General features: G+C 60.7%; 10 protein-coding genes. 5 read left to right on the top strand and 5 right to left on the bottom strand.

Features of this window, described 5'->3' with window-relative positions:
- Nucleotides 1-110 precede the first annotated feature (110 nt).
- Nucleotides 111-2,159, top strand: a complete 2,049-nt coding sequence (locus N2601_RS09245) for a DegQ family serine endoprotease (RefSeq protein WP_245463847.1) — start codon at nucleotides 111-113, stop codon at nucleotides 2,157-2,159.
- Between the two features lie 6 nt (nucleotides 2,160-2,165).
- On the opposite strand, the gene N2601_RS09240 is transcribed toward N2601_RS09245, so the two are convergent.
- From N2601_RS09240 to serB, 3 genes are read right to left on the bottom strand one after another with little or no spacing between them, the layout of a single operon-like run.
- Nucleotides 2,166-2,744 carry a GNAT family N-acetyltransferase gene (locus tag N2601_RS09240; protein WP_104823517.1) on the bottom strand — a complete coding sequence of 193 codons (579 nt, stop codon included), beginning with the start codon at nucleotides 2,742-2,744 and terminating at the stop codon, nucleotides 2,166-2,168.
- Entirely contained in the window at nucleotides 2,741-3,304 is a 564-nt protein-coding gene (locus N2601_RS09235) for a GNAT family N-acetyltransferase (RefSeq protein ID WP_104823516.1), read from the bottom strand. The genes N2601_RS09240 and N2601_RS09235 overlap by 4 nt, the downstream gene beginning before the upstream one ends.
- A gap of 30 nt (nucleotides 3,305-3,334) precedes the next feature.
- A complete protein-coding gene (gene serB, locus N2601_RS09230; RefSeq protein WP_104823515.1) occupies nucleotides 3,335-4,225 on the bottom strand; it encodes a phosphoserine phosphatase SerB in 891 nt (296 codons plus the stop codon).
- Between serB and miaA the strand changes: the two genes are divergently transcribed.
- Complete coding sequence (miaA, locus tag N2601_RS09225; protein ID WP_104823514.1) at nucleotides 4,224-5,120, top strand: tRNA (adenosine(37)-N6)-dimethylallyltransferase MiaA; 897 nt, start codon at nucleotides 4,224-4,226, stop codon at nucleotides 5,118-5,120. The genes serB and miaA overlap by 2 nt on opposite strands.
- Nucleotides 5,121-5,126: 6 nt before the next feature.
- Here the strand turns inward: miaA and N2601_RS09220 are convergent, their stop codons facing one another.
- Nucleotides 5,127-7,175, bottom strand: coding sequence for an ATP-binding protein (locus tag N2601_RS09220; protein WP_104823513.1), 2,049 nt, complete (start codon nucleotides 7,173-7,175; stop codon nucleotides 5,127-5,129).
- A 325-nt stretch (nucleotides 7,176-7,500) separates the two neighbouring features.
- Here N2601_RS09220 and N2601_RS09215 point away from each other — a divergent pair, with 325 nt between their 5' ends.
- The 3 genes from N2601_RS09215 to N2601_RS09205 all read left to right on the top strand — a co-directional run bounded on the left by N2601_RS09215 (nucleotide 7,501) and on the right by N2601_RS09205 (nucleotide 11,125).
- Complete coding sequence (locus N2601_RS09215; RefSeq protein WP_104823512.1) at nucleotides 7,501-9,294, top strand: acetolactate synthase 3 large subunit; 1,794 nt, start codon at nucleotides 7,501-7,503, stop codon at nucleotides 9,292-9,294.
- 118 nt (nucleotides 9,295-9,412) lie between these two features.
- The gene (gene ilvN, locus N2601_RS09210) at nucleotides 9,413-9,985 is read left to right on the top strand and encodes an acetolactate synthase small subunit (RefSeq protein WP_104823511.1); all 573 of its coding nucleotides are present in this window, start codon (nucleotides 9,413-9,415) and stop codon (nucleotides 9,983-9,985) included.
- A gap of 159 nt (nucleotides 9,986-10,144) precedes the next feature.
- Entirely contained in the window at nucleotides 10,145-11,125 is a 981-nt protein-coding gene (locus N2601_RS09205; protein WP_104825132.1) for a capsular polysaccharide export protein, LipB/KpsS family, read from the top strand.
- Here N2601_RS09205 and N2601_RS09200 read toward each other — a convergent pair.
- Nucleotides 11,122-11,967 (bottom strand): aldo/keto reductase, encoded by an 846-nt coding sequence (locus tag N2601_RS09200; RefSeq protein WP_104823510.1) that lies wholly within the window; start codon nucleotides 11,965-11,967, stop codon nucleotides 11,122-11,124. The two genes, N2601_RS09205 and N2601_RS09200, sit on opposite strands and share 4 nt — an antisense overlap.
- Nucleotides 11,968-12,100: the final 133 nt, after the last annotated feature.

Here is a 12,100-nt window from a genome sequence, read left to right as displayed (position 1 = left end):
AAAGGCCGGATGGACGTTCGGAGATTTCGCAAAAAGGTGATTTCACGCTTCATCATTCCGCCTTATGTTGATGCTTATACAAGACTTCCCTTTCTCGATGAGGATGCCTGATGGCTTTGACCAATCGCCTGCCTTTCAGACGTTCGTTCGCTCTTCTGGCCAGTGTGGCGCTGATTACCGGTCCCACCCTTGCAGGCGTCGATCGGGCGTATGCGCAGACGACACAGACGCCTTCGACGGATACGACGACGCCGAATAGCGGCGCGGCTCCAGGCGCACAGGTTCCCGCCAATTCCGCGACGGACGCGCCCGCGTCAGGCTCGGCTACGGCGCCGGCGACCGGTTCGTCGGCTGCGCCAAGCGGCGAGACGAAGACCGAAACGCAGGCGCCAGCCAATTCCGGGACGACAGCGCCGGCAACAACCGGCGAGACGGGTCAGGCTCTAGCCACGGGCTCTGCCAGCGCACCCAACGGCAATGCCGTGTCCGGCACGCAGCCGCCCGCGACCTCCAACGGCCAGACCCCAGCCACGGCGACCAATCCGGCGCAGGCTCCGATGGGCGGCTCGACGGCAACGACGACCGAAAATCCAGCCGTCGTGCCCAACACGCCGCCGCCGGTCACGGGCAATCCGGCAATGAATGCCGGCCCGGCTTCGGTTGCGGATCTGGCATCCGGTCTGCTGGACGCAGTGGTCAACATTTCCACCTCCCAAAAGGTCAAGGATGAGGGCGATGGCCCGGCGACACCCAAGGTGCCGGACAACTCGCCATTCCAGGAATTCTTCAACGACTTCTTCAAGAACCGGAACAACGAAAACAGCAACCGCAAGGTCAGCTCTCTCGGTTCCGGCTTCGTCATTGATCCATCCGGCTATATCGTCACCAACAACCACGTCATCGAGGGCGCCGACGATATCGAAGCGATCTTCCCGAACGGCACCAAGCTGAAGGCGAGGTTGATCGGCACCGACACCAAGACCGATCTTTCCGTGCTCAAGGTGGAACCGAAGCATCCGCTGATAGCAGTGAAATTCGGCGATTCCAGCAAGATGCGGATCGGCGACTGGGTGATGGCGATCGGCAATCCATTCGGCCTGGGCGGCTCGGTGACCGTGGGTATCGTGTCGGCCCGTGGCCGCAATATCAATGCCGGTCCCTATGATAATTTCATCCAGACGGATGCGGCGATCAACAAGGGCAATTCCGGCGGGCCGCTCTTCAACATGAAGGGTGAGGTGATCGGCATCAACACGGCGATCATTTCGCCGAGCGGCGGCTCGATCGGCATCGGCTTCGCCGTGCCGTCCGAACTGGCCGAAGGTGTCGTCAAGCAGCTCATGGATTTCGGCGAAACCCGTCGCGGCTGGCTCGGCGTGCGCATCCAGCCGGTAACCGACGATGTTGCCAACAGCCTCGGGCTCGACAGCGCCAAAGGCGCGCTGGTGGCTGGCGTCATCAAGGGCGGACCGGTCGATAACGGCTCGATCAAGGCCGGCGATGTCATCCTGAAGTTCGATGGCAAGGATGTTGACGAGATGCGCGACCTGCCGCGCGTTGTCGCCGAAAGCCCCGTCGGCAAAGAAGTCGATGTCGTCATCATACGCGACGGCAAGCAGCAGACCGTCAAGGTTACGCTTGGCCGGCTCGAGGACAGCGACCAGGCAGCCGCAGCCAGCGCCGGCGACAGCAATCAGGGCGACAAGGGCGGCGGCGACAAGGCACCCCAGCTTGCGCCCAATGATCATGGCGGTCGCGACGGCGTCATCAATCCCGACGAGGGGGATGAAGATGATGAGGGAGCGGACGGCCAGGACCAGGACAACGATCAGCAGCAGCAAGCGCCGCAGCCGCAGGCTACCCAGGACGTGCTCGGCATGAGGCTTGCGACCCTCAATGCCGAAAACCGCAAGAGCTTCGGCATTGCCGACAGCGTCGACGGCGTGGTGATCACCCAGGTCACTCCGGGTTCGGCCGCAGCGGACAAGGGGCTGAAGCCCGGCGAAGTCGTCGTCGAAGTGGCGCAGGAATTCGTGCAGACGCCGACGGCTGCCTCGGAAAAGGTCGCAGCGTTGAAGCGGGAAGGTCGCCGCAATGCACAGATGATGATCGCCTCTCCGAATGGCGATTTGCGTTTCATCGCGGTAGCGCTGGAATAGGCTGCTTCAACGTTCCGTAGCCTGCATCTGCCGCTGGCGCCATTCTGCAGCGCTGAGGCGATAGAGCGCATGGCGCTTCAATTGCGGATGAGTGGCGGGAATATCGGGGTGGTCGAACGCGCCGGCCGGATCCGGACGCATGCCAATCCTTTGCATGACGGCCAAGGCGCGGTGATTATTGTGCACGGCGATGGACACGATTTCATCGAGTTTCAGCGTCTCGAAACCATGGCGCAACAGGGCCGCGCCTGCCTCGCTAGCATAGCCCTGACGCCAATTCCCTGCTGAAAGTCGCCAGCCGATTTCGACGGCGTTTTCGGGAAGGAACGGTTCAAGTTTCGGCCCTGAAAGTCCGCTGAGGCCGATCGGCTTGCCGCTCTGCTTCAACGTCAGCACGAGAAGATCGAAACCGTCTTCCGGCGTCTGTCCGCTGATCATGTCGAAGACGGCATCAGCGTCTTCACGGCTGCGGCGGAAGGGAAAGAATTCGAGGACATCGGGATCGGAACTCAGTTCATAGAAGAGTTCGCGGTCGCTTTCCCGGCACGGGCGCAGGATGAACCGCGGCGTCTCGATGATCGTCATTGCAGGGCGCGCCACTCGGCTGCGGTGAGGCGATAGAGCACGTGACGCTGCAGGTGAGGGTAGGTATCGGGAACGCCGGGGTGGTCGAAATCCCCGCCTTCGACCCGATGCATGCCGATCCGCTCCATTACCGATGTCGAGCGGATATTATTATGAACCGCGAAGGATACGATCTGGTCGAAATCAAGCGTTTCGAAGCCGTGGGCAAGCAATGCCCGCGCCGCCTCGCTGACAAATCCCTTGCCCCAATATCGCGCCGCAAGCCGCCAGCCGATCTCGACGGTACCTGCTGGTACAAACGGTTCCAGATGGTTTGTCTGTGCCAGTCCACAAAAGCCAAGCGCCTCACCACTTGCCTTGAGCTCCAGGGCATAGAAGCCAAGCCCGGTCTCAGCGATCATGGATTGGACGCGCTCGAAAAAGGCGTTGGCTTCCTCACGATTGCGGCGGAATGGAAAGAACTCCATGACGGCCTCGTCGGAGTTGATCTCGTAGGCGAGTTCGCGATCCGCCTCGCGCCAGTTCCGGATGATGAGTCGGTCGGTTTCGGTGATGATCATCTGAGCCCCGATCCCGGCGATTGCGCCGTTCTATGGTTTGATGAAATCCGTTTTCCGGTAGCCCTGGATGTAGAGCAGGGCGGTCAGGTCGCCGTGGTCGATGCGCATCTTGGCCTGGGCAGCCACGGTCGGTTTGGCGTGCAGGGCGACACCGGAGCCGGCGAGTTGCAGCATGCCGAGATCGTTGGCGCCGTCGCCGACGGCAATCGCGTCATCGGTGGAGATGCCGAGCTTTTCGGCAATAGTGTTGAGTGCGTCGACCTTGGCTTGCATGCCGAGAATGGGTTCGGCGACAAGGCCGGTCAGCACGCCGTTGTCTTCCAGCAGGATGTTGGCGTGGTTCTCGTCGAAATCCAAGGTGGCCGCGATGCGGCTCGTAAAGAGGGTGAAGCCACCGGAGACGAGGGCGCTGTAATAGCCCTTGGCTTTCATGGTGGCGATCAGTTCCGCCCCGCCGGGAGTGAGGGTGATGCGTTTGGCGATGACGTCATCAACGACGGACAGCGGCAGGCCCTTCAGCAGGGCCACGCGCTCACGCAAAGCCGGCTCGAAGGCGATCTCACCATTCATGGCGCGCGCGGTGATGTCGGCGACCTTTTCCTTCAATCCGACTTCGGCGGCCAGTTCGTCGATGCATTCCTGGCCAATCATGGTGGAGTCCATGTCGGCGATCAGCAATTTCTTCCGGCGCGTCTCTGCTTCCTGGATGACCAGATCGATCGGCGCTCCGGCAATGATGGCGAGAATGTTGGCTTCCGCTGCCCGCAGGTCGGCGTCGTCGCGCAGCGCAATATCGCAGGCGATGCCGTCAGCCAGCCAATAAAGTCCCAGCGCCTTGACGGCGTCCGCCGCCGGCTCGGCGATTGCCGGAACGAGAACGGGGTTTGACGGATTGGCAATAAGCGTGGCAACGAAGGCCATGAGCAGAAACCTTATAAGCGATATCGACGCGATCCTGATAACCGGGCCGACCGCCAGCGGCAAGTCCGCGCTTGCCGTGGAATTGGCGCGCGCGCATGACGGCGTGGTCGTCAATGCCGACAGCATGCAGGTCTACGACACATTGCGCGTGCTGACGGCTCGGCCATCCGAAGCGGAGATGCAAGGCATTCCTCATCATCTTTATGGCCATGTGCCGGCAAGGCAAGCCTATTCCACCGGCGCCTGGCTGCGCGAGGCTGCCGCGTTGGTGGCGCAATTGCGCGATGAGAAACGGCTGCCCGTTTTTGTCGGCGGCACCGGGCTCTATTTCAAGGCTCTGACCGGCGGGCTTTCCGACATGCCCGAGATCCCCGCGGAGATTCGCAACCACCTGCGGGAGCGGTTGTTGATGGAGGGAGCCGAGGCGCTGCATCGGGAGCTTGTTATTCGCGATCCAGCCGTAGCGGAAAGTCTCAATCCTCAGGATGGCCAGCGCATCGTGCGTGCCCTGGAAGTGATCGAGGCGACGGGACAATCCATCGCCGCTTTTCAGGGCAAGACCGGTCCCGTTATCGTCGATGCCGATCGTGCGCGAAAGATCATCGTGCTGCCGGATCGCGCGGTCTTGCATCAGCGCATCAACGGCCGTTTCGAAAAGATGCTCGCCATGGGTGCTGAAGATGAGGTGCGGGCCTTGCTGGCATTGAAACTGCCGGACGAGATGCCCGTCATGAAGGCGATCGGCGTCACGCAGATTGCTGCGATGCTACGCGGCGAGATGACGCGTGAGGAGGTTCTTGAAACCGGTGCTGCCGCGACGCGGCAATATGCCAAGCGGCAGATGACCTGGTTTCGCAATCAGATGAATGAAAGCTGGGAGCGGATTAGTCCGTAGTCCGCGTCAGTCCTTGTTATAGAGGCTGCTCAGCGGCTTCTTCAGGATACTGTCGCGCAACGAGAGGCCGCCTTCGCGCCGCACAGACGGAGCGGGCTCCTTCTCCGAAGGGGATGGACTGCTTGTGTTGTCGCCGCCTCGGAACTCTCGGCGCAGCTCGGCAAGTCTGCTATCGATCGACGTCTGGGGAGCTGCGCTAAAAGCCGAAGCCGCCGTGGCGCGCGGCAGCATGTCGGGCCGATAAGGCTCTATCGGTGGCGGATCAATTCGCACCGGCTGGGGCTCGGATATTGCGGCAGGCTGATCGAAATCGTCATCGCCAATGTCCTCGTCCATATAAGCGGCCGGCTCGCTTGAGGCCTTATAGCTCTGCTGAAAGGCAGAGATGTCGGGACCGGAGATCGAGCGCATGCGGCCGACGATGGTGCGCAAGTCGACGGTATCGGGTGATTCCTCGCTCGTTCTTGCGATGCTACCGCTGGCCTTCGGCAGTAGGTTTTCTTCGACGCGGGAAAAGCGCATGCGCATGGGGACTGCAATGGCTTCGCCGAAGGCGATGGCTTCGCCGTTGCCGATCGAAGACAGGAAGCTCGTCGTCGAAATTGAGGAGTTCGGGATTGCCGACCGTATGATGTCCTGGTCGCGATCGTTTGCGAGGCGCATGGCGAACAGCGTCGAGCATTGCGACAGGATCGTCTGATCAAGTTCGCCCGGACGCTGGGTGATGATGCCGAGCGACACACCGTATTTGCGGCCCTCCTTGGCGATGCGGGCAATCGCCTGCCGCGTTGGGAAGAAGCCGAGGTTCGGGTCGGCGGGGATATAGCGATGCGCTTCTTCGCAGACGACCAGCATATGGATCGCCCCTTCGCTCCAAAGCGCAAGCTCGAAGGCCATGCGGCAGAGAACGGAGGCGACGGAATTGACTACTTCGGAGGGAATGCCGGCGAGCTGGAAGGTACAGATCGGCTTGTCATCACCGGGAATACGAAAGATCTGCGCGATCGTCTCCATGATCGTGTCGCTGATCGTATTGTTGGAGAACATGAAATGATAACGCGGATCGTTGATCGCCGAGATGACGCGCATCTTCAGAGAGCGCAAATGCGGTTTTTCCTGCCGGCCTTCGAGGCGGCCGATGCGCTCGTCGATCAGGGCCAGCAGATCGGCCATGCGATAGGGAACCGGTGTATCTGCTGTCACCGAGCTTTTTTCCGTCTGACGGCGCATCAGCGGCGAGTCACTGCCGCGAAAGGCGCGCTTCGCTTCGGGAATAATATCGCGCAGCATATCCAGTTCGTCGGGGATCGGCGGCCGGCCCCGGAAGACAACCTCGGCAAACTCGTCGAGCCGCATCAGCCAGAAGGGCAGGTCGAGCGTATCCGTATCGACGACGACAGAATGCTTGGGAAAGGCGGCGGCGAATTCGTTGTGCGGATCGAGGATCAGCACGCGCAGTTTGGGATCGGAGACGATTGCCTTGTGCAGCAGCAAGGAGACAGCGGTCGATTTGCCGACGCCGGTGGAGCCGACCACGGCGAAATGCTTGGCCAGCATCGAAGGGATATGAATGGCGGCGTCGATGCTTTCATCCTGCGTCAGCTTGCCGATGACGCAACTGCTGTCCTTGCCGGCATCGAAAATGCGCATGAGATCGGCTGCGCGGATACGGTGAGCGATGGCGCCGAGATGGGGATAGGCGGAAATGCCGCTGGAAAACTCCTCGCGGCCGTTTGATCCGACGCGGACTTCGCCCAGCAATTCCACTTCGATGCGGAAAAGATTGTCCTGTCCTTCGCCCCAGCCGGTATTGCCGGTGTTCATGGCGTAGACGAGAGCTGCGACGCGATTGGAGCCTACGCTGATCGAGATCAGTTTGCCGACGGACCAAAGCTCGGTCAGATCGGTACCGCCATCCTCGGCGACTGCGGCGATGGTTGCCCTGGAACCGGTGCACGCGACGACACGGCCGAGGAAGCGATTTCCCGGCTTCAGATTGTCGCGGCGATCAAGGTCCCCAGCTTTGCCGGACGTCTGCAAATCATTATTGAGCAAACGGCTACTCCCAGCGTTAAGACATGGAACATAAGGAAGGTGGCTTAACAAAACCCTTAGCGCCGCTCGACATTTTAAGAGGATCGGTAAAGGTCGCGATTTTTTATTGCTGAATGCGTTGACGCTTGGAAATTTTCTGTCTATCAATTCCGCCCATGAAAAACTCGACGGCTCTTATCGTGGTGGGAAAGCGCATGGGCAGGATGGTGTAACCATCCGGCGATAGCCACCCATGCGCTAGACGACAGGCTCCACAGGAGCCTTTTTTTATGCCCGAAATCGAGATTTCACTTTCCAAACCCTCAGCAGATAGCGGAACAAACGTATGACCGGCAAAGATAATCAGACGAGCGGCAATCAGATGACAGGCGCGGAGATCGTGTTGCAGGCGCTCAAGGACAATGGCGTCGAACACATCTTCGGTTATCCGGGCGGCGCGGTTTTGCCGATCTATGACGAAATTTTCCAACAGGACGATATCCAGCATATCCTCGTGCGCCATGAGCAGGGCGCAGGCCATGCGGCGGAAGGTTATGCCCGCTCGACCGGCAAAGTCGGCGTCATGCTGGTCACCTCCGGTCCGGGCGCGACGAATGCCGTCACGCCGCTGCAGGACGCCTTGATGGATTCGATCCCGCTGGTTTGCCTGAGCGGCCAGGTTCCCACGTCACTGATCGGCTCGGACGCGTTCCAGGAATGCGACACGGTCGGCATTACGCGTCCCTGCACCAAGCACAATTGGCTGGTCAAGGATGTCAACAAGCTCGCCGCGGTCATCCACGAAGCTTTCCGCATCGCCCAGTCCGGCCGTCCGGGTCCCGTCGTCGTCGACATTCCGAAGGATGTTCAGTTCGCCACCGGCACTTATACACCGCCGGAAGCGCATGATGTCCAGAAGAGCTACCAGCCCAAGGTTCAGGGCGATCTCAACAGGATCACGCAGGCTATCGAGCTGATGGCGAGCGCGCGCCGGCCGATCATCTATTCCGGTGGCGGCGTCGTCAATTCCGGTCCGGAAGCCTCGAAGCTGTTGCGCGAACTCGTCGAGCTGACGGGCTTCCCGATCACTTCCACGCTGATGGGCCTCGGTGCCTATCCGGCATCCGGCAAGAACTGGCTCGGAATGCTCGGCATGCATGGTTCCTACGAAGCCAACATGGCGATGCATGATTGCGACGTCATGGTCTGTATCGGCGCGCGTTTCGACGACCGCATTACCGGCCGTCTGAACGCCTTTTCGCCGAATTCGAAGAAGATCCACATCGACATCGATCCGTCGTCGATCAACAAGAACGTTCGCGTCGATATCGGCATCCTTGGCGATGTCGGCAATGTTCTGGAAGATATGGTTCGCCTGTGGCGCGCACTGCCGCATAAGCCGGCAGCAGATCGCCTCGGCGATTGGTGGGCGAATATCACACGCTGGCGTGCGCGCAATTCCTTCGCCTACAAGCCGCACGACGATGTCATCATGCCGCAATATGCGATCCAGCGTCTCTATGAGCTGACCAAGGATCGCGACACCTACATCACCACCGAAGTCGGCCAGCACCAGATGTGGGCGGCACAGTTCTATGGCTTCGAGCAACCGAACCGCTGGATGACCTCCGGCGGCCTCGGCACCATGGGTTACGGCCTGCCGGCTGCCCTTGGCGTACAGATCGCCCATCCGGAAAGCCTGGTCATCGATATTGCCGGCGATGCCTCGATCCAGATGTGCATTCAGGAAATGTCGGCGGCCATCCAGCACGATGCGCCGATCAAGATCTTCATCCTGAACAACCAATATATGGGCATGGTGCGCCAATGGCAGCAGTTGCTGCACGGCAACCGCCTGTCGCACTCCTATACAGAGGCGATGCCCGATTTCGTCAAGCTGGCGGAAGCCTACGGTGCCGTCGGCCTGCGCTGCGAAAAGCCCGGCGATCTCGATGCCGCGATCCAGGAAATGATCGACGTCAAGAAGCCCGTTATTTTCGATTGCCGAGTTGCCAATCTCGCCAACTGCTTCCCGATGATTCCCTCGGGCAAGGCACATAACGAGATGCTGCTGCCGGACGAAGCCACCGACGAGGCCGTCGCCAACGCCATCGACGCCAAGGGCCGGCAGCTCGTTTGATCGGAAAGCCGGGACACGGTAGGCTTGCCGTGTCCCCCGGCCGCTGGACCAATCACCATTCAAATCAGGATCGAGCTGGCATCCTGACCATAAGAACCGAGGAAACGGAACAAGGACAATGACCGCACACCTTCAACCCACGGGCTCCGCCTATTTCATCTCGCCGGAAACCGCGGCTTCCGAGAGCCATACGCTTTCGGTGCTGGTCGACAACGAGCCCGGCGTTCTCGCCCGCGTCATCGGCCTCTTCTCCGGCCGGGGTTACAACATCGAAAGCCTTACCGTTTCCGAGACCGAGCATCAGGCGCATCTGTCGCGCATCACCATCGTCACGCGCGGCACGCCGCAGGTGCTGGAGCAGATCAAGGCGCAGCTTGAGCGCATTGTGCCGGTCCATCGTGTCGTCGACCTGACGGTACGCGCCCGCGATCTCGGCCAGGAGCGGCCGATCGAGCGCGAAGTGGCGCTGCTGAAGGTGATCGGAAGCGGCGAGACCCGCGCTGAAACGCTGCGGCTGGCCGATGCCTTCCATGCCAAGGTGGTGGACGCGACCGTCGAGCATTTCATTCTCGAAATCACCGGCAAGTCCTCGAAGATCGATCAGTTCATCGCCATCATCAAGCCGCTCGGCCTGATCGAAGTCTGCCGCACCGGCATCGCCGCGATGAACCGCGGCCCGCAGGGAATGTGAAGAACGCCTGTCGTTGACCGGCTTATCGGCGTCGCGTAGCTTGCGCGGCGCTTGGGCGTGCAAGGTAGGCCCCAACTTACGCAGGTGGCATAATTGGGGCTTTCGACCGAAAAGTATACGCCCGATATCGGCGAGAAAAGCTGGCATCCTCCGGCAGGAATGCGTCTCGGCGCTACCTTCTATGTGCGGCAGGCTTTCCCCTGGCTTGGCCAGTATTTCGGGTCGCAGAAGATCGCGTCGACCCTCTCGCCGGCCATCGGTGGTATCGTATCCTGGGGCGGGCGCATGCCGGCAAAGACGGCAGCGGCGATCTCGCGGTTGCGGGGATTGCCGAATTGGAACCTTGAAGACGGTTTTCTGCGCTCGGTCGGCCTTGGAAAGGCTGGCGCAGTGCCGCTCTCCATCGTCGTCGATGATCTCGGTCTGCCGGTGGATGCGAACCGGCCGTCGCGTCTCGAGCGGCTGATCCAAGGGGCTGATGGGGTGCAGATTGGCGAACTTGGCAAGGCAATCCGCGAACAGATCGTTCGGAACAAGCTCTCCAAATACAATCATCTGCCGCACAAGGCGCCCACGATCGAGCGGACAACGAAACGCCGTATCCTGCTGGTCGATCAGGTCGTCGGCGATATCTCCATTGGCAAGGCACTCGGTTCACGCGCCTCGTTCGAACGGATGCTTGCCGATGCGCAGGCCAGCGGCGCGCAGTGCGTGATCCGGACGCATCCGGATGTCATGGCCGGCCACCGCAAGGGATATCTGACTACAGAAATTGCCGGCAAGAGCGACGGGATATTACTCAACGATGCGGTGTCGGTAGCATCGGTCCTGGACGTTGTGGATGAGGTCTGGACGGTCTCCAGCCAGTTCGGCTTCGACGCGCTGCTGCGCGGCATTCCGGTACGCTGCTATGCCGCGCCGTTTTATGCCGGATGGGGTGTGACGGAAGATCAATTCGGCGTCTACACGAAAGCAGTCCTTGCCGACAGACGAACAAGGCGGTGTACCGTCGACCAGATCGCCGCGGCTGCCTTTTCGCTTTATCCGACCTATCGCGATCCGGCCGACTGGCGGCAGATCGATGTTTTCCAGGCAATCGAGCTGATCGTCACGCAGCAGCGCGCGGAGGCCCGCAATTAGAGCATCTCCAGCGGCTTCTTTCGCGCCGGTGGCGGAAAGGCGGCGTCGAGGGTGGCCCAATCCTCGTCGGTGATGTCGAGCGAGACGGCGTCGCGGTTTTCCGCAACCCGTTGCGGATTGGAGGTCTTGGGAATGGCGATCACGCCGTCGCGCTCCAGCAGAAAGGCAAGCGCCACCTGAGCCGGCGTTGCCTGATAGGTCTTCGCGATGTGGATCAGGTCCGGATGATGGGCGAGGCGGCCCTGCTCGATCGGCGAATAGGCCATGATCGGAATGTTGCGCTCCTGGCACCACGGCAGCAGATCATATTCGATGCCGCGTCGGCCGAGATTGTAGAGCACTTGATTGGCGGCGACATTGCCGCCATCGGGAACGGCCAGCAGTTCCTCCATGTCGTCAACATCGAAGTTCGAGACACCCCAGGCGCCGATCTTGCCTGCGGCTTTCAGGGCTTCGAAGGCCGCCACTGTTTCAGCCAGCGGATACTCTCCGCGCCAATGCAGCAGATAGAGGTCGATGCGGTCGATTTTCATCCGTTTCAGGCTGCGTTCGCATGCCTCGATCGCGCCCTTGCGACTCGCGTTCATGGGATAGACCTTGCTGACGATGAATACCTTGTCGCGCTGCCCCTTGATCGCCTTGCCGACGATTTCCTCCGCGCCGCCGTCGCCATACATTTCGGCGGTGTCGATCAGCGTCATGCCGAGATCAAGCCCGGCCTTTAGGCTGGCGATCTCGTCCTCAGCCCGAGCGATCGTTTCGCCCATGTTCCATGTCCCCTGGCCAAGAGCGGGAACCGTGATGCCGGAGGGAAGGGTGACGGTAGGAATGGGGTCGCGCATGGCCTGTCCTCGCTGCTTGAGAAGCGAAGGATAAGTGCATTCATCGGGATTTCAATCGAGGCCATTCATGTCACCGTGACAATCATCTCATGGCATTCGATTCCAAGGCGAATTAGGGTTGCGCGGCGCCGCT

This window comes from Rhizobium sp. CB3060, from assembly GCF_025200735.1.
Lineage (GTDB): Bacteria > Pseudomonadota > Alphaproteobacteria > Rhizobiales > Rhizobiaceae > Rhizobium.
This window is presented reverse-complemented; position numbering and strand designations above follow the sequence as displayed.

Bases quoted from the DNA above. Each gene is read 5' to 3' on its own strand.
- N2601_RS09245 (WP_245463847.1), top strand. From the start codon at position 111: ATGGCTTTGACCAATCGCCTGCCTTTCAGACGTTCGTTCGCTCTTCTG.
- N2601_RS09240 (WP_104823517.1), bottom strand. From the start codon at position 2,744: ATGACGATCATCGAGACGCCGCGGTTCATCCTGCGCCCGTGCCGGGAA.
- N2601_RS09235 (WP_104823516.1), bottom strand. From the start codon at position 3,304: ATGATCATCACCGAAACCGACCGACTCATCATCCGGAACTGGCGCGAG.
- miaA (WP_104823514.1), top strand. From the start codon at position 4,224: ATGAGCAGAAACCTTATAAGCGATATCGACGCGATCCTGATAACCGGG.
- serB (WP_104823515.1), bottom strand. From the start codon at position 4,225: ATGGCCTTCGTTGCCACGCTTATTGCCAATCCGTCAAACCCCGTTCTC.
- N2601_RS09215 (WP_104823512.1), top strand. From the start codon at position 7,501: ATGACCGGCAAAGATAATCAGACGAGCGGCAATCAGATGACAGGCGCG.
- ilvN (WP_104823511.1), top strand. From the start codon at position 9,413: ATGACCGCACACCTTCAACCCACGGGCTCCGCCTATTTCATCTCGCCG.
- N2601_RS09205 (WP_104825132.1), top strand. From the start codon at position 10,145: ATGCGTCTCGGCGCTACCTTCTATGTGCGGCAGGCTTTCCCCTGGCTT.
- N2601_RS09200 (WP_104823510.1), bottom strand. From the start codon at position 11,967: ATGCGCGACCCCATTCCTACCGTCACCCTTCCCTCCGGCATCACGGTT.